The organism is Citrobacter sp. CtB7.12 (assembly GCF_001297795.1).
Lineage (GTDB): Bacteria > Pseudomonadota > Gammaproteobacteria > Enterobacterales > Enterobacteriaceae > Citrobacter_A > Citrobacter_A amalonaticus.
In genome coordinates, this window is sequence record NZ_LIFT01000034.1 from 1 (window position 1) to 18411 (window position 18411).

General features: G+C 57.2%; 8 protein-coding genes and 3 pseudogenes. 1 reads left to right on the top strand and 10 read right to left on the bottom strand.

Features of this window, described 5'->3' with window-relative positions; translation table 11 throughout:
- Positions 1 to 30: 30 nt before the first annotated feature.
- The 10 genes and pseudogenes from AOY24_RS22870 to AOY24_RS22900 form a co-directional block, all read right to left on the bottom strand.
- Positions 31 to 1602, bottom strand: coding sequence for an IS66 family transposase (locus tag AOY24_RS22870; protein ID WP_054177436.1), 1572 nt, complete (start codon positions 1600 to 1602; stop codon positions 31 to 33).
- A gap of 19 nt (positions 1603 to 1621) precedes the next feature.
- Entirely contained in the window at positions 1622 to 1969 is a 348-nt protein-coding gene (tnpB, locus tag AOY24_RS22875; protein WP_043143335.1) for an IS66 family insertion sequence element accessory protein TnpB, read from the bottom strand.
- Entirely contained in the window at positions 1966 to 2631 is a 666-nt protein-coding gene (gene tnpA / locus AOY24_RS22880; RefSeq protein ID WP_054177437.1) for an IS66-like element accessory protein TnpA, read from the bottom strand. Before tnpA ends, tnpB begins: the two co-directional genes overlap by 4 nt.
- Positions 2632 to 2967: 336 nt before the next feature.
- Positions 2968 to 3303: a hypothetical protein gene (locus tag AOY24_RS22885; RefSeq protein ID WP_054177439.1), complete on the bottom strand. Its 336-nt coding sequence runs from the start codon at positions 3301 to 3303 to the stop codon at positions 2968 to 2970.
- A complete protein-coding gene (locus tag AOY24_RS25685) occupies positions 3303 to 8252 on the bottom strand; it encodes a hemagglutinin repeat-containing protein (protein WP_369815307.1) in 4950 nt (1649 codons plus the stop codon). Before AOY24_RS25685 ends, AOY24_RS22885 begins: the two co-directional genes overlap by 1 nt.
- Before the next feature lie 27 nt (positions 8253 to 8279).
- A pseudogene (locus tag AOY24_RS25690) lies at positions 8280 to 9506 on the bottom strand (Contact-dependent inhibitor A); the annotation flags it as partial.
- 219 nt (positions 9507 to 9725) lie between these two features.
- Positions 9726 to 12026 (bottom strand): annotated as a pseudogene (locus AOY24_RS25695) (beta strand repeat-containing protein); the annotation flags it as partial.
- Between the two features lie 339 nt (positions 12027 to 12365).
- Positions 12366 to 14387, bottom strand: a pseudogene (locus tag AOY24_RS25700) (filamentous hemagglutinin N-terminal domain-containing protein); the annotation flags it as partial.
- An 18-nt stretch (positions 14388 to 14405) separates the two neighbouring features.
- Positions 14406 to 16085: a ShlB/FhaC/HecB family hemolysin secretion/activation protein gene (locus tag AOY24_RS22895; protein ID WP_082366218.1), complete on the bottom strand. Its 1680-nt coding sequence runs from the start codon at positions 16083 to 16085 to the stop codon at positions 14406 to 14408.
- Between the two features lie 268 nt (positions 16086 to 16353).
- Positions 16354 to 16542 carry a YegP family protein gene (locus AOY24_RS22900; RefSeq protein ID WP_054177442.1) on the bottom strand — a complete coding sequence of 63 codons (189 nt, stop codon included), beginning with the start codon at positions 16540 to 16542 and terminating at the stop codon, positions 16354 to 16356.
- A gap of 590 nt (positions 16543 to 17132) precedes the next feature.
- Between AOY24_RS22900 and AOY24_RS22905 the strand changes: the two genes are divergently transcribed.
- Positions 17133 to 18086 carry an ArdC family protein gene (locus AOY24_RS22905; protein WP_054177109.1) on the top strand — a complete coding sequence of 318 codons (954 nt, stop codon included), beginning with the start codon at positions 17133 to 17135 and terminating at the stop codon, positions 18084 to 18086.
- Positions 18087 to 18411: the final 325 nt, after the last annotated feature.

Below are 18411 nucleotides of genomic sequence, written 5' to 3' on the forward strand. Positions count from 1 at the left end.
GTAAGCGGCTCATCTGAACCGTATTGACGATTAGACGTTGCTAAGGTCGAGTTTCCAGGGAAGCAGATCGCGGACCCGGTTCACCGGCCAGTCCTGTATATGACCGATGACGTAACGCAACCACGTCTCGGGGTCAACGCCGTTAAGCCGGCAGGTGACGAGCAGAGAGTAGAGGATCGCCGCACGTTCTCCGCCTGTATCTGAACCGGCGAACAGCCAGTTTTTCCGGCCCAGGGCTACGCCACGCAGCGCGTTCTCCGCGATGTTGTTGTCGATCTCCGCCCAGCCATTGCTGCAGTACAGGTTTAACGCGTCCCACTGCTTCAGTAGATAGGCGAACGCCTTCGCCGTGTCCGAGTGGCGCGACAGTACCTTCATCTGAACCTGTATCCAGTCGTACAGTGACTGCATTAACGGGATAGTCTGCTCTTTACGTACCGCCAGCCGCTCGTCTGCCGGGCTGCCGCGTATCTCCGCCTCGATGGCATACAGTTTTCCGATACGCTTCAGCGCTTCGGTTGTGATGTCGGTCGGTGTCCGGGCATGCACGTCGTGGATTTTTCGCCGGGCATGGGCCATGCAGGCCGCTTCGGTTATGCGGCCATCTTCGTACAGCGCATTATAACCACCGTAAGCGTCCGCCTGCAGGATACCGCTGTACCCCGCAAGGTGCTGCTGTGGATGTACGCCTTTCCGGTCCGGCGAGTACGCGAACCAGACCGCCGGTGGAAGCTGTGAGCCCGCGTTGCGGTCGTCCCGCACGTATACCCACAGCCGGGCCGTGCGCGTTTTACCGCTGCCCGGCTCCTGTACCGGCACAGGGATATCGTCGGTGTGCACCTTGCCCGGCATCAGCACGTACTGGCGCAGCAGGTCGTACAGCGGCTCCAGCAGTTCGCTCACCGCGCCGGACCAGCGACCCAGCGTGGCGCGACTCAGCTCCACGCCCTGACGATGGTATATCTCTGACTGACGATAGTGAGGCGTGTGCTCTGCGAACTTCGCCGTGACGATGCGCGCCAGCAGGCCGGGGCCCGCATAGCTGCGTTCGATGGGTTTTGACGGCATGGAAGCCTGAACGATGTGGTCACAGCTGCAGCAGGCCAGCTTCGGCCGCTGCGTTTCGATAACCTTAAAGGCGCTGCTGATAAGCTCCAGCTGCTCCGATACGTCGCAGCCCAGCGCGTTGAGTTCGCAGCCGCATGCCGGACAGGTGATTTCTGCCGGCGACAGCGTGAGGGTTTCGCGGGGAAGTGAGGCCGGCAGCGGTTTGCGGGCGGAAGACTGGCGCAGCGGCTGCGGGAGTGCCGGGTCATGCTGCTCGCCCAGCACCTCAGCCATCTCCTCCTGCAGGGCGCTGATGCGCTCCTCTGCCTCGCGCACCTGGCGGGCCGTTTTCTCACGCAGCTTTTCGGAGCTTTTGCCGAACTGCATACGTTGCAGCTTAGCAACCAGCGCCTTCAGGCGGTTGATTTCGCTGGCGTACGCCGCCACCCGCTGTGAGAGCAGACGATTATACTCCGCCATTTTGCGGATGGTGGTCTGCTGCTCCTGCAGCAGCGCCCTGAGCCGGGCGTTTTCATCAGGGTATGAGGTCTCCATAACCCCACTTTACAGCAGGTTATATGCGTATTCCAGGGCGTTCCGTCCGCTGGGGATGCTTCCAGTTAATGCCTTCCAGCAGCATGGACAGTTGCGCCGGCGTCAGATGAACCTTGCCGTCACGGGTCACCGGCCAGACGAAGCGCCCCCGCTCCAGCCGTTTGGTAAACAGGCACAGGCCGTCCCGGTCCGCCCACAGCACCTTTATCATATCGCCCCGCCGCCCGCGGAAGATAAACAGATGGCCGCTGAACGGGTCATCCCGTAACGTGTTCTGCACCCTGGAAGCCAGGCCATTGAAGCCGTTGCGCATGTCCGTGACGCCGGCAACCAGCCAGATGCGTGAGCCTGCAGGGAGTGATATCACCGGCTCCCTCCCTGCATTTCCCGGATGAGCATCTGCAGCAGCTCCGGCGTCAGTTTTCCGCTGATACGAAGCGTTCCTGCGGGCAGAACCAGCTCACAGCAGGGGGCATCGTCGCTCTGAACGGATGGTGGATGAGGCTGTCCGGGGCCTGATTCAGCAGCGAGCGTCACGGGCAACATGACCGGCGCATCTGTCCGCGCAGCCAGCAGCCCCTGCTGATAAAGTCGCCGCCAGTTGAACAGGAGATTGTCGTTAATGTTATTTTCGCGGGCAAGCTGTGCCACGCTGACGCCGGGCTGCATCGACTGCTCCACCATGGCGATTTTGAAGTCGCGGGGGAAGTTGGGACGTCGGGGCCGCTTACGGGCAACAGGGATTTCACCGGGAGCCGGGGTAGAGGCTACAGGAAGGACAGACGATTTTCGGGAGTCCTGCCGGTAAAGTCGTTTATCCAGATTTTTAGCGTTGATCCGTGGCGGCAGAGGCCATGACAGACCGGCCTTCCGGAAGCGGACAAAGAGATCGCAGACGGTGGTTTTGGGGATACCCAGCCTGCGCCCGGCCTCAATACGCGGCAGCTTTTCATCAAAATGGAGGCGAAGCGCCTCAAGGAGCCATGTCCGGTGTTTCACGCGATAGTGTCCATTAAAAATGATGGACACTATTTTCCCGGAACCGGAGCCCGCTGCACAGACGGTCTAAATGTGACGCTTACCAACATGCTGACGTTTCTCTTCGAGAGTGTAATGTTTTCGTTCCTGCATCATTTTCCTCAATAACCGAATGATTTGAGATAAAGCCGATGCTAGCGAACTGAAATTTAAATGAAAGATGAGATCACCGGAACGTTACATGCTAGCGAACTGAAATTTAATTGGAAGATGGGTTCACCGGAACGATACGTCTGAAAAGACGAGTTCACCGGAACGACACAACACATCTTGTCTGATGCTAAAAAATGCACAACAAAAATCCCGGCACTAAGGCCGGGACTTAATTCAGTCATAACGATAATCTAAGTTGATCTTCATCTTTTCAAGATCAACTGTGACAAGACAACCATGCCATGCCAGCTTGCCGTTAGTAAGATTATTGGCTACATAATACTTTCTCAATTCCACTAACCTTTCAAGAAGCAGACTGTCTGTTGTTGGTGTACCCGGCAAAAACCAAGTCTTTACGCCTTTCGTATCAATGTAATCATATAAAAATTTCGCATGATCATCTTCAGACGATAATTCAGCATCAAGTAAAATAATTCGCGCATTTTCAGGTGCCGATTCAAACAATATGCGCCCGATCTCTGAGTACAATTCATCATCACGGGAAGCCATTATTTACCCCCTGGTGCATTATTAAAAATTTCCCTGACCGGTCTCTCATTACCTATCTGATAAGTAACAGTAAAGCTATCAGGCCTTACATTACTACCACTATAGGACGGCTCAACTTTAACATTAACCTGCTTTCCATCTTTCAACGCATTGGCCCACGTATTCTCCATCTTTTTCCAAGCACCTTTATTCAGATTACCATCCATTGGAACCAGATTCAGTTTTTCGCCAGGACCATTAAAAATACTGGCGATAAGGTGTCCACCTTCATCGCCATCGACACCACATTTACCTGCTTTACACTGCTGATAAGTATTTCGGTCATTAGTAGACCAAGCTAATGTACTTTCAACACTCTCAGTCCTTCCTTGGGAATCAGTCTTAAATATTTTATTGTCATCAACTTTGTAAATTGTATTTGGTTTTGGATTATTTAGCTCTTTACTCCAGCTTCCTTTACTGCCTGAAATAGCAGCAATTTCATCGCTGGCTTTATTGATAAGCTTAGACGCAGTTTCAAGATCGCCAGCTTTCAGAGCCTTTTCTGCACCTTTTATAGCTTTTCCGGCCGTATCGCCCAGCGGTCCCATAAGCCCGACAACCGCAGCAAGATATCCCAGAGCACTGTCCGCTTCCACAAAACTCTTGATGTCACTGTAGACAGGGACAAAATCGCTGCCAAATTCCATAGCCCCGGCAAGAAGTTCATCCCGGTGCGCATCCATCTTCTCACCACACGCATCACTGCTGAGTCCGGCGCAGTTCTTCGCTTTAAACTCATCAACCGCTTCTTTCAGTTGTTGCTGGGCGTCACGGTATCTGTCTTCCGGCTTTTTACCTGTTGCCAGATAATCAGCGGCCTCACTGAGCGAGTTATTCTCAACTTCCACTTTTGCTGTGCTCGACGCAATTGCTGCCATCGACAGGTCACCATCCGTGCCTGCTGCTCCGGCCACACCGCCTGCAATCGTCACCAGGCTGCTGACCAGCCGTTTCTCATCGGCGGTCAGTTCACTGGCGCTGTCCTTGCCGTACAGGGCTTTCACCAGATGGTCCGTCATCGCGGATGCGGTGATGGCCCCGATGGCTCCGGCCTTCATGCCGTCTGAACCACTGCCGCCAGCAAGCTGCGTCAGCGCCGCAGCCACTATCCCGTGCAGGGCCGCACGGGCCACATCGTTATCCTGCTCTTTCACCAGCGAGGCGAGCAGGGGAGCCGCCCCGGCCGCTGCTCCCGCCTTCAGGTTGCCACCCAGTGCACCGGCCAGCAGGCCCGCCGCCGCACTGCCCTTCGTCCAGAACTCACTCCCCGGACCGTAGTCGGTGCCCTGATAACCTTCATGTTTCTCAAGTGCTGCCTGCTTCTGCGTCGCCGTCATCCCTTCAAACGCACCTTCAGCTTCCAGCTTCGCTTCCAGTGCCGCATTGGACGCTTCGGCCTGCTTCTGTGCATATTTGCCGTACACATCCAGCACAGAGGTCGCCAGCGCCGCACCTTCACTCTGTACCGCCAGGTTATCCTTCACCTTCTGTACATCACCGTTTACATCCACACCCTGGTGGGCGTTGTCGGTGTCACGACTCAGGTCTGCAATATCCTGCGTCTGGTTATCCCTGTCGCGGATGATGATGGTACCGTTACTGATGGCAGACGACGTGGTGCCGCTGCTGCTCTCTTCCGCATGACCGGTACCGATGGCCGGCGCCACGTTGCGGTTTTCACCGCTCCCGCTGCCGCCCGTACTGCCCGAAATCGCCACGGTGTGGCTGTCACCGGAGGTTTTACTCTCGTTGTGAATATCGCTCCAGCCAAGCGTTCCCGTATCCAGTTTGTTTTTGTCGTCCGTTGCCGTGGACGCAATCACTGCACCATCAAGCTGGGTATGGTTTCCGACCGTGATATCAAAGCCGCCTTTTCCGGCATAGATACCGCTCTGGTCAGTGACGCTCTTTCCACTCTGGGTGACGTTTTCGCCCGAGGTGCTGACATTACCGGAAGACGCGCCATAGCAAATGGGGGGTACGCACAGGCTCAGGCCCGCGCCGGAAGAGGACTGTTTGCTGTCGTAAGAAGCGGTATCCTGCACGCTGCTGATGGTCAGGTCGCGCCCGGTGTTGACCACCACGCGGTTGCCTTCCAGCTCAGCCCCTTTCAGCGTGGTGTCGCGTCCGCTGTTCACGGTCAGTTGCTCTCCGGCACGGATAACGCTGTTGGTGTTGCTCTGTGACTGGCTGTTTTCCTTACCTTTGTGCTGTGATGCCCCCAGTTCAATACTGATACCGTTCTGTGAACCGATGAGGCTGACGCCCACGCCGGCACTGACCTGGCTGCCGCTGTTTTTACTCTGGCTGTTGTGCGTGTTCTGTGAGGCGGTCAGCAGAATATCCCGGCCCGCATCCAGTACCACCTGTTTACCACCAGCCTGCACACCCTGGCCGATGATATCGTTACGGGCGTTAATGATGACGTTCTCACCGGCATTGATGGCGGTGCCCTGTGTGTCAGTGCTGTGATACCGGCTGTCCTGTGAGGAAGAACCTGCCGTGACAGAAACCTTGCCCTTCACAACAGCCGAGTCCGTCATCATCCCCTGTGCGGCGGTGGTGCCCGCCTGACCCGCCTTAATGGCAGTGAGTCGGGCATCGTCGCCGTTTTCCGCGCTGCGGGCAGCCGTTTCAGCCGCCTTAGCCGCATCAACAGCCCAGCCACCGGCAGAGGCGGTCACCCCGTACTGTGAACTGCTGCTGTGGGCTTCCCCGTCACGGGTGTCGCGGCTCACGTCAAACAGGACATTTTCACCGCTGAGGGAAACCGATTTACCGGCGCTGACATCCGTACCGGAAAGGGACAGATCGCCTCCGGCCTGGGCAATAATGTTGCCGTTTGTGCTCGTTAACTGACTGCGTTGTCCGCTTTCGGTGGTCGCGTCCTCACGGCTGCTGTGTTTCTCACGACTGTAGCCTGCCGTGGCGCTGTAACCATCGCCTCCCAGCGTACCGATGGTTTTGCTGCTGCCGTTCGTTTCGTTATGCGAGGTATCACGTCCGGCGGTCACCGTGACGTTGCCTTTGGTGGCCGACAGCATCAGGTCTTCAGTGGCCGTCAGATGACTACCGCTGATGTTCACGCTGCCTTCCCGGCTGTTGATGTAAATATCCGACCCCTGAATGACGGATGCGTTTTCCGTGGTGCGCGTGCCGCTGCTGTTGCTTTCAGACTGACTCATCCCGCCCGGCAGAAGCTGGCTGCCGTGTTTGCCGCCCCCGGTGGTGGCCCGGATGGCACTGCCTGCGGTCGGCATTTCTGAGCTGATGTTCCAGCCACTGGATTTGCTGCTGTTGCCCCAGGTTTCGGTATCCGTGGAGGTGGTGATGTTCACATCACGCTTCGCATCCAGTATCACCGCTTCACCGGCATTCACCTGACTGCCTGCAATCAGGATATTGCCGCTGTTGCCGCCCTGCTTGCCGGTGGCGGTCATCTGAATATTGCCTGCTGCTGCAAGCTGGCTTCCGCTGTTAAACTCCCCCTGGTAGTGTGATTCAGAGGACGATTTGCTGCTGCCTGCGGAGACGGCGACCATCTGCCCCGGACCATCCAGGGCCAGGGCGGCGCCTTCCGCACCCAGTGACTTCACTTTATCAACGGTGCTGTTACCGCTGCCGTCTTTCCCGCGCACGGTGTCGCGCACATTGCGTACCGTGTCCTCAAACGGCGCTTTCACGCTGACGGTGATGCCGGAGGATTTTGTCTCCTGTTTCACCGATTCGGTGACCGTGTCCCGTCCGGGGATAATGGCAATGTCACTGCCGGTGATATCGATATGCCCGGTGGCACGGGACGTGTCGTCCTTCGCCCGTCCGGCAATTACGTCGGCGGCGCTTAACGTGACCTGATTTCCTGCGCTGATAATGACGTTACCGCCGGAGGTGCCCACCATGCTTCGGGCATCACTCTGCGTGGTTTCCGCGCCCTGGCGGGTGGTTTTTGACGACTGCGAACCAATGGTCACACCGAAACCCGAACCACTGGAGAAGATGCCGGATTTCTTCGTCTTCTTCATGTCGTAATATGTGTCAGTGTTGGTTGCGGCTTCCACCGTCACGTTGTTCCCGGCCTTCAGTGCCACATCGCGTTCAGCGGCAACAGATGAACCCTGTATCGTCAGGTTATTACCTGCGCTGAGCACCACGTTTTCCCCGGAAAGCTGTGTGCCTTTCTCACGGGTGTGGTTTTCCTCGTGGATGGTGTGGGTGGTCTTTTTACTGAACATGCCACCGGAGGTTTTCTTCTTCTCCCGGTATTCATAGTCACTTTCAGTGGCGGTGGTGAGGGTGATATCCCGTCCGGCCACCACGGCTGTGTTTCCGTTGGCATATACATCAGCGGCCTGTGCGGTCACATCCCGTCCGGCCACAATGGTGGTGTTTCCGCCGGACGTGATTTCCGTTCCCTGCTGGCGAACAGACTCGTTAATCTCTGTTTTTTTATTCGACGTATAGCTGTCGCCTGCGCTGGCAGACTCTGCCATCAGGTTCACATCACGCCCGGCCTGGATGGCTACATTGTTTTCGGCCGCGATGCCTGCTGCCTGACTGGTCATATCCCGACCAGCAGCAAGCGTCAGATTATTACCTGCTGTTACCGTGGACACCGCTGCATGGCTTTCGTGGTTTTCTGATTTACCGTTGCGACTGTTGTTGTTTTCCCGCGCCGCACTGAGGTTCAGGTCGTTGCCCGCAGAGAGCAGGGCGCTTTCGCCTGCCGACACAGACGACGCCGTGACGTTCAGGTTGTTGTCTGCCACCATCACCAGGCTTGTGCCGCTGCTTATGGTGCTGCCCTGTTGTGTGGTGGTGCTGTGGCTGACGTCTCCCTTACGGGTCTGGCGACTGTCGCTTTCACTGATGTTGTTTGCGGCAATACGGATGTCATTCCCCGCGAACATCCCGAGTGAACCACCGGTGCTGACCTCAGCACCCGTGATATTGATGTCTTTCCCCGCATCCAGTGACAGTGAGTCTGTGGCCTTAATCGTCGCCACGGGACCGGTATCCGTCCCGCTGAGGTGCGAGCGACCGGCATCAATATCCCACTGCTGCGTGCGGGTGATATTGTTGATGCTGCCGGAAACGCTTTCCAGCGCCACGGTTTTACCGGCAATCGCTGAGCCGATATTGTTAATGTCCCCGATGGCGCTCAGGTTCAGGCTGCCGCCCGCGCTCATAAGCCCCGCGTTCAGGTTGCTGATGCTGTTACTGGCATCAAGTGAGAGACCGTTCTGTGCGGTGATGCTGCCTGCGCTGTTGGTGATATTGCCGCCTGCAAGCTGCACGTTATTGCCGCTGATGACGCCACCATTGTGAAGGGTCACATCTTTGGGTGAGAGATAGAGCTTCGGCACCATGACGGTCTGGCCGTTGATGGTGGCGGATTCCCACCACAGGATACTGCCCGTGAGTTGTGCCACCTGCTCAGCGGTCAGCGCCACGCCGAACTGAAGACCCAGGCTCTGCTGCTGGCTGGCGGCGCTGTCCATCAGGTATTTCATCTGCTCAAGGTCAGAGCCGGTGCCGTTGATATACCGTGAGCCGGTGAGGTTCAGCATCGCATTTGACACATACCGGGTATCAAAGGCCGCATCCCCGAGGAAACGGTAGTCCTTCTCCGGCTTCAGGTTCAGACGGTCCAGGAAATACGCCGAGCCGAGGAACGTCTTCTCATCCGTGTAACGACGGTCGGTTTCACGCGGAGCCTGGCCGGGCTGCATCCCGAGAAGCCCGTACAGACCGTCAAACAGGCTGTTGTCTACATTCCCGAGGCCATCGAGCTTTGGATTAACCGTAATCAGGTACGGGCTGTCGGGGTCGGTGGAGGGGACAAAGTAGCCATCGCCACCCGACGGCAGCGGATAATTCCCGCCGTTCTGCCCGGAGAGTGACGACCCGCCACTGATACCCTTCAGGCTGTCAGCAAGATTATCCGTCCACGAGGGGCCGGTGATGGCGGCAGACCCGCCATTCGGGAGGGATTCTGCGCTCAGACCGCCGCCGATGTACTGCGGGGTGAGCGTGTTCAGCGAGGGCGCAGTAATGGTGTTGCTGATACCGCCCGCGTTTGCCGTGACGGTGGTGTTGCTGATGTCGTTTGTAAAGCGGGCGCTGACATAGCCGCCCGCGCTGATAACGGCGCGGTATGCCCCGCCGTCTGCCACAAACTCCGTCGTGCGTTCCCCGAGAAGATAAGGGACCCAGCCATACCAGCCATAGTCCTCATCATACCAGCCCCAGCTTCCGTCAGCATACTGCGCCAGTGGCTGCCATTTATCATCATCACAGTCGCTGTAGAACCACTCACAGTGGTATTCAGCCTGCACAGAAGTGATGCGCCGCCCGCCTTCGGCAGAGAGGTTATTCAGCGTGCCGCCGGTGAGCGCGACATTGCGCCCGGCCAGAATATGGCTGGCACGGTTATCGAGCGTTCCGGCGTTAATGGTGATATCGCGACCCGCCGCAATCCGGGCGGAGCTGCCGGTGGCCGAGACTGACACCACGGACTCACTCAGCACGTACCGTCGTGTATCTTCCCCGGTCAGGAGATAATCAATTCTGTCCCCGCACTGGCCGCTGCCATTCGCGCCGCTCCCGGCGCAGTGCTCATAACGGTAATACACAACGTTACCGCCGTTGTTTCTCCAGTCTTCAAGAAAGAGGACAAAATCTGAACGTCTGCCGTTATGGTCATAAATGAAGTAGTGTTCGTCTGCGGCAGGAATGGCATCCGGAGATTCCCGTTCTGACTGACTGATGGTCAGCCCGTCGGCCTCATTGAGCAGATGACCTGTATTAATGGCGATATCGCCGTTTGTGGTCTCGATGGTACCGGAGCGGTTAATGATTTCGGTATTCGCGGTGCCGGAGGCGTTCTTCTGCATCCACAGGCTGTTACCCGCCAGCATATCCCCGTAAGTGTTGTGAATACGGTCCGCATACAGCTTCAGGTTGTTGCCTGCGTAAATCAGCGCGGTATTGAGCAGGGTGCCCGCCGCCGTCAGGGTCAGGCTGCCCGTCGTGCCGGTAAAACCGTTCACGGTGATGTTGCCGCGTGAGGTCAGTTGCACGTCCCCGCCCGCCTGAAGGGAGCCGGACGCGTTCAGCAGCAGGCTCTGTGCGCTGAAGGTGCTGCTGCCGTTGCCGGTGGTGAGCGTTTTGTTGTTGGTGAACGTGCCGCCCGCACTGAGGATAATGGCATTCCCCTGCATCACACTGTTGTTGGTGACGGCATTCTGCGAGGTGACGGAAAGCGTCCGGCCTGCGGCAAGCGTACCCGTGTTCGTGAGCGCATTCACCAGCTTCAGCGTCGCATCGCCCAGCGCCACCACCTGACCACGGGCGGTAAAATCGCGCACGTCCAGCAACAGGTTACCGGCGCTGTACAGACGACCGTCACCGGTCTGCGCCAGCGCGTCCCCCTTAACAGTGAGAGCGGTTGTGCCCAGCACCGTGCCGCTGTTGCTGAGCGTCCGGTAATTCACCAGCAGGTCCGCCCCCTGGAGCGTACCGCTGTTATTAAGCGACGTGCCTTTCAGCTCTGCACTGCCGGTTGCCAGTACCCGTCCGCCGTTCACGGCGGTCACCACATCCAGCAACAGCGTGACGGCCTGCACCAGTCCACTGCCGGTGTTTGTCAGTTCCGGCGCGGTCAGCGTGAGTCTGCCGCCGGAGAGAATTTTTCCGTCGTTCTGTACGCGGTTGGTGGCCTTCACGGAAGACTCACCACCGCCCTGCACTGTGCCCTGGTTGTTCAGCGTCGCCGCTGTCACATTCATGGCATTCTGACTCAGCAGCACGCCACCGGTCGTATTGTTCAGCCCCCCGGAGACGTTCAGCGACAGGGACTCGCCCTGAAGCCGTCCGCTGTTGGTCAGTTGCCCCGTGGTGACGGCGGTTGCCTTACCCTGAATGTGCCCGGTGCTGGTGATGCTGCCCGCGCTGAGCGTCAGTTCTCCTGCACTCAGCAGTTTACCACTGGCCTGGTTGTTCAGCGCCTGATTCAGCGTGACCGCAAGCGTATCCACCCCGGTGACCTCACCGCTGTTGGTCAGCGAGTCCGCCTTCAGAGTGAGATTTTTCGCTATCCACTGCCCGCCGTTACTCAGCGTCAGCGCGGATAACGCCAGTTCACCGTTTGAGGTTATTTTGCTGCCGGCTGTGCCGGTGAAGCTGTTGCTGATTTGCGCATCCAGTAACTCTGCCGCCTGGATCGCACCGCTGTCTGTAACCGTCTGCGCATGGATCAGTACCCGTTTCCCCTGCCATTGCCCCGCGTTACTGATGCTACCCGCGCTGAGGGTCAGATCGCCGGTGGTAAGCAGTGAACCACCGCTGCTGTTTGTCAGCGTCAGCAACGGCGCAGCCATATCCAGCCGGGCGGCCAGCGTCAGTGCGGCGATCCCGGTGAGCGTTCCGCTGTTGGTGATGCTGTCCTGCCGGACCGTGACACGGTTCCCCTGGACGGTGCCGCTGTTATTCAGGGAATGTCCTGTAAGGGAAAGGTCGCCTGCCGACAGCAGACTGCCACGGTTGTCGGTTGTGGCTGTCGTCAGCGTGGTATCCCCCTGGCTCATCAGCTCGCCGGTGTTATTCAGTCCCCCGGTAAGCGCGACCGACAGTGAACCGGTTGCCAGCCCGCTGCCGCTGTTCTGCCAGTCACGGACATTCACGCTGACGTTCTGCCCCTGTGTCTGCCCTGCGGTGGTCAGCGTGGTTCCGGTAAGGGTCAGCGCGCCGTTTGTAAGCGTGCGGGAGCCGGAGAGTAATGCCAGGATACCGGCGGTCAGCGACAGCGCGGAATCCCCCTGCAGAAGCCCCGTGCTGTCCAGGCGAGTGGCGTTCAGCGCCAGCGTATTACCCGCGATACGCCCCGCGTTTGACAGGGACTGCGCCGTGATACGGTTTTCCCCCTTCGCCAGCAGCAGGCTGCCCGCATCGTTCGCCAGCGTACCGTAATCAAGGGAGAGTGATGCGCCGCTTAGCTCTCCGCTGTTGGTCAACTGTGAGCCTGACAGCGACAGCGCGGCACCGCTGGTGATAATACCGGTGTTTTTCAGCTCAGGTATTGAAAGGGAGAGTTCGGCCGGGCTGTACACCACACCACTGTCGCGGTTATCCAGCAGGCGGGCGACCAGCGAGAGCGTCCGTTCACCGTGGATCAGACCCGTGTTGATGACCGTCGGGCTGTTGATCGCAAGGGCGGAGGCAGACGATTTTCCGCCGTGAGTCAGACTGTCACTGACCTTCAGTGTGAGGGCATCTCTGGCGGCCTGTGTGCCGTCAAGCTGCGCGTTCTGCACATCCACACTGACGCTGTTGCCCTGCGTCTGCGCGGTGGTCGTGGTCTTCAGGCTGTTACCTTTTATCGTCACTGCGCCACCTGCGCTGGTTTCACCGGCAAGCGTGGTGGAGGCACTGTTCAGCGTCAGGTTACCGTCACTGTGGGTGACGGATTTTTCAGTCGTGGTGAGGGCGTCTGTCGTGGCGGTGAGGTCCCGAGCCCCGGAAAGTGTGCCTCTGTTGCTTATCTGCGCGGCACTGAGCGTCAGAGCACCGTCGCTGATGAGCCTGCCGCTGTTCTCCAGTTTACCGGTTGCCGTGACGGTAGCCCTGCCTCTGGCACCGGTATCGCCGGACAGCGTGGCATTGCGGGCGCGGATATCCAGCGTGGTATTGCTTTTCAGGCTTCCGGAACTGGTGAGGTCGCTGGCTGTGACCTTCAGGCTGTTGCCCTGGACGGTGCCGGTATTGCTGAATACGCCGCTTTTCACCGTGGTGTCCGCCCCGGCTGCAAGCGTCCCGCCGTTGTTCAGACTGCCCGGGGTGACGGAGAGAGATTTTCCGGCAACGGTACTGCCTTTCAGCGTGGTATCACCGATGGTGGTGAGAGTGACATTTCCGGCGGCATTCACGCTACCTGAGGTCTGGTTCAGACGCTGTGCGCTGAGCGTGACGTTCTGCCCGGCGGTCAGTTCACCGCCGTTCTGCACTATCTGCCCGGACGAAGAGAGTGCCAGATTGTTGTCCGCCATCAGGCGGGACTGATTCAGCGTCAGTGCGTTTTCCCCGGTAGCATTAAGCGTGCCACCGGCCTTGTTATCCCCGGAAAGCGTGACGTCTGTTCCCGTAACAGTGGTGTTACCGCTGGCAAGGCTGTTTTTCAGCACCAGTTTACCGGCACTGCTGAGCGTGATATCGCCACTGCGGGCATTGAGGTTGCCGAGGTTGACCCCGACGCCACTTTCGGTGGAGGTCAGCCGGATACGGTTCGCATACATCCCGCCGAGTGCAGCGGTATCGATGGCGACCTCCGGCGCGGCACCTTCGCCGGTGATGGTCCTGACGCTGCCGTCTGCGCCCACGCGGTTTGCGCCTGCGGTGATGGTCAGGTCTCTGGCATGAAGCTGCGCATTGATTTCTGTGGCGCGGGCAATAAGGGATACGGCATTGCTGTTACTGGCGTCAAGACCGGCACCGTTGATGGTGATACTGCCTTTTGTCACTTCCAGCGCCTGGAGGCTGCCGTCGGCGTTCATCACCGGCTTACCGGTGGTCAGTGTCGCCTGCGGGGTGTTGATAAAGCCACAGCCGTCACAGGTGATACCATACGGGTTCGCCACCATCACGTTCGCGGCCTTGCCTGCGACTTCGGTGTAACCCTTCAGTTCAGAACGCTTACCGCCCGTCACCTCGTTGATGATGCCACGGGCTTCCTGGCCCGCCTTCAGGTTCGGGTTGTTCTGGATAAGCCCGCCCAGTTGCGTCTGGTTCAGTTTCCCGGTGGCGTTATTGAGGATGAGCCCCTCTTTACCGACGTTATATTCACCGTATCTGTTATGCGAAATTCCCGCCCCGTTGGGCGTGGCGATATTCACCACCGGTACCCCGTTACCGGCCTTATCCATCTTCGTGTTACCGGAAGGCGTGACCACCGCACCGATGGCGGGCAACACAGGCTGTCCGGCAATCAGGGCGCTGATGAGATAACTCAGAACACGGCGGCTGAAGGAAACGGTGTGGTGATTATCCATAACGGTGAGTTCCTGAAGTTAAAAGGCCAGCGCCAGACGGTAATACATGACGAGATGGTCCGGTGCGAGCCAGTCCGGGTACTGAAGGGGAATGCCCAGGGTAAACTGTGATGAGTACCATTTTCCGGATGCGGACAGGCCAATGGCGCTGCCCCACAGGGTACCGGAAGAATAGCGGTCATACCGGTCAGAATGCAGCCAGCCACCATCCACCGCCGCGAGGGCGCTGACCTGGCCGATAAACGGCAGGGTGAAAAGGGAATAATTCAGCTCATTGCGCAGATAGCCGCCGTTGTTGCCGGAGAGGTACTGCTCCTTAAATCCGCGAACCGAACTTTCACCGCCGATACTGACTTGTTCTGCACCGTGAAGGCGGTCGGGTGACCACTGACCGTAAGCACTGCTGAGCCACCACAGCCCGTCTGTAACCGGACGCTGGAAACTGGCACTGAGGCTGTACTTCCTGAATTGCGATTTTGGTTCGCAGTCCCGCTTACCGTGGTCGGTCTCTGCATCCAGCCATGACATACCACGCGTGAACACCGGGTTAAGCGTGGCAACACCACCCAGAATTTTCTGTGTGTGGTTCAGGCCGACAGAAAACGAGGTGAGTTTACGGCTGCTGCTCTGAAGCAACACATCATCGAGGTAATTGCGGCTGATACGGTGCTGCACGCCGCCCGTCAGCGCGGTTTTGATATCACCGTTGCGGAACAGCACATGTGAGAGACCAAGACGGTGGGTCTGTGTGTCACCGGTGGAGCGCCACAGCCAGCCATTATTATCAATGGTACTGAGGTAGTTGCTCCACGAGTAGCTGTAATCCAGCAGGGAATAACCATACGGCAGGCTGAAACCCGCCGCCACATTCTGTGCATCGTGCGAAGATGAAAAGTCGCTGCTGCGCCCGCCACTGATAAACCACGAATCGGCCAGACCGAGGGGATTATTCACTGACAGGGAACCGCTGAGTTGCCCTGTGCCGGTACTCTTCTGGCCGCTGTTGTCAAAACTGACCGAACCGGTCACAGGAAATTCGGGCGTGGCGGTGAGGTTCACCACTGACCAGCCCTGCTCATGCCCCGGTAACACCTCAATCTGTACCGGCTCACGGCGGGTACGGTTGAGCTGCTCCATCCCCTGTTCAACATCACGCAGGTTTAATATGCCACCTTCCTGCCCCGGAAAGGTCATTTTCAGCATCCACGGCGATGCGCCTTCCATTCTTATCTGCTGAAGACGACCTTCCATCACCGTCAGCACCAGACTGCCATCAGCAATATCCTGTTCGGTCAGAAAGGCGCGACTGGTGATATATCCCCGTTCAATGTACCACTGCGTCACCGCATCCGTGACCTGTGACAGTTGCGCTATATTAAGGCAGCGGTTCAGCCAGGGTGAAAATAACTTTTGCTGTGCAGCGGGTTTAATCAGCGTGGAGCCATCAAGAGAAACGGAGTGAATATCAAAACAGGGGCCAGCAGGAGTGGCTCCCGGCGATGAGGAGCCTGGTTCGCGGGATAGTGGAATACTGCGTTCAAGCTCGTCACGCTGAACCTGTTCACGACGCAGCATATCGGACTGTTGCTGCTGAATACTGTCACGATCGGCAGGCGAAAGCGGTGCCGCGACAGCCGAAGTAACCAGAGAGAACAGCATCACGGACAGGCTCATCCTGCGGGGTAGCTTCCTGCTCATGGTGTCTTCCCTGTATTTCGACGAAACTGATATTAAGTTTGCATTAAGTCATTCCGGCAAAATATACAGTATCAGTTACTTACATTTCCACACAAAAAGTACAGCATTTGTCCGAAAAGGAGAATATAAGGAAAAATCCGGGTTCTCTGGCACGTTCCGTGCTGTGGGCTCCAACGGAGCGCGGTACAGACCGTATCTGATATACGTTATCTCCCCGCAACAAAAAGCCAGCCCGTGATAGACTGGCTTCGATTTCGATACAGAAGGATCAGACGGTTTCATCCCTGACATCGGTAGATGGACCATTTTTCTGAACGGATGCGATCCCCTTTTTACAGGCCTCTTTTGAGGAGTACATCTCACTGGTGGCTATCGTTTCATGATTAGCCGCTTTCAGAAGGAAATAATAAGGCTGAGAATTATTCTTCTCTGATTTCTTAATCACAAAATATCCCATTTCCATGCCTCTGTGTGTGTTAAATGTTCACCTGCTTCTGTCTTCCGGCACGTCAGCCCACTGGCGGGTGACTCAGGGGGAGTCGTCAACGCCAGTGAAACTGAACGTCTCAGTCGGGTAAGGGGACGCTCTTTCACCGCTGCGGTTATCCCGTCGCGTGACCTGCATTCGATCACTGAGGTTAATACGGTCTGGTGAAATTTCATCCTGCCAAAATATACGGCATCAGTGACTGACATTACCATACAAAGTATGCAGCATTTTTCCGAAAAGACGCTGATGAAGTGGCATCACTTTGTTCCGGCCCGCTTTATGCCGGACATTAAACAGGTCAACAGATCAACCGACGAGGCCAGCCCCATTTCACCCCTGCAATCGTCGAAGTACTAAGTCCGGGTATGCCCGTCGTTATTTTCTCCCCGTGTGTTTTCTCTTTCATATCAGCTTCCGGTCATCGTTCTCCGTCACAACCTGTTCCGCAAGGGTAAATGGCACGCGTTCCGCGCCCCTGCTGAACAGAACGACTCCGGAGTCACGAACCGTCAGGCGATACGAAGACGAAAACCCACTCAACTGACGGAGAAAATACCATGACGATGAACCTGTATACCCGGACAAGTACTTCTGACACCGCAGCGGCGACCGGCGTATCGTCGCCGGAGCGCTCAGGCTCCTCAAAAACGAAATTTTCATCAGACAAAACGGATATTTATCAGACGGTCACTGACAGCATCATTAAGGCGCTGGAGTCTGGTGTTAAGCCGTGGCAGTGTCCGTGGAAACGTAACGGCCTGGTCTCAGGCATTCCTTCAAACTACACCACACACGAAGCCTACAGCGGCATTAATATTATGCTGCTGTGGTTCAGTGCGGCAGAGCAGGGTTTTAAGGACTCCCGCTGGATGACATACAACCAGGCGAAATCAACGGGTGCTCAGGTCCGCAAGGGGGAGCGTGGCACAATGGCAGTCTTTTACAAAACGCTGGAGAAAGAGCGGGAAGACGGCGAAAAGGATTACATCCCGATGCTGAAACACTTCATCGTTTTTAACGCAGAGCAGATTGACGGCTTACCCCATGACGGCAGCGACGCACAGCCGGAACAGCCCGCAGAAGAGACCTTTAAGCCATTCACCCGGGCTGAAGCCCTCCTTGAGCGCAGTGGCGCAAAAATCACTGAACGCGGTCAGCAGGCATTTTTCAGACCCGCCACGGATGAGATTTACCTTCCTGAACGTCATTTATTCAGCCGTGCTGAAGATTTTTATGCAACCGGTCTGCATGAGCTGGTTCACTGGAGCGGTCACCCGTCCCGTTTAAACCGGGACATGAAAGGCCGCTTTGGCTCTGAAGGGTATGCAGCGGAAGAGTTAGTTGCGGAGCTGGGAAGCGCGTTTCTGATGGCGGATTTGGGCATTAATGGCGACGTGCAGCATGAAAACTACATTGCGTCATGGCTGATAAAACTACGTAATGATAAACGTTACATCTTCCGGGCTGCGAGTGCCGCATCAAAAGCACACCGCTACCTGATGGCGTTATGAGTCTGATACCCTGCAACGGATTGCGGGGTTTTGCTGTCAGAGTGGCGTTTTTACCACCGGCACGGGGATGCATATTCCCCGTGCTTTCATAAATGTACAAACAGTCTGGTGAGGGAGGTAAGGAAAATAACCGACGGGTTATTTTGCGTCTGGCGGCAACAGCGGCGTATCAGAAGACGGATACGCCGCTGTTGCCGGGGGAGAAGCGCCAGCTCTGCTGTTTTATATGCGCGAAGCGCATGGAGGCGACGGCACAATCCGGAAAACAGCCACCCGGCGACCATAGCCGGGAACTGAGGGGATGAAGGGAGCAGATACCCCCACG

What these genes read in the sequence shown, in the direction of transcription:
- AOY24_RS22870 (WP_054177436.1), bottom strand. Translation starts at nt 1,602, where the DNA reads ATGGAGACCTCATACCCTGATGAAAACGCCCGGCTCAGGGCGCTGCTG.
- AOY24_RS22885 (WP_054177439.1), bottom strand. Translation starts at nt 3,303, where the DNA reads ATGGCTTCCCGTGATGATGAATTGTACTCAGAGATCGGGCGCATATTG.
- AOY24_RS25685 (WP_369815307.1), bottom strand. Translation starts at nt 8,252, where the DNA reads ATGTTCGCGGGGAATGACATCCGTATTGCCGCAAACAACATCAGTGAA.
- AOY24_RS22895 (WP_082366218.1), bottom strand. Translation starts at nt 16,085, where the DNA reads ATGAGCAGGAAGCTACCCCGCAGGATGAGCCTGTCCGTGATGCTGTTC.
- AOY24_RS22900 (WP_054177442.1), bottom strand. Translation starts at nt 16,542, where the DNA reads ATGGGATATTTTGTGATTAAGAAATCAGAGAAGAATAATTCTCAGCCT.
- AOY24_RS22905 (WP_054177109.1), top strand. Translation starts at nt 17,133, where the DNA reads ATGACGATGAACCTGTATACCCGGACAAGTACTTCTGACACCGCAGCG.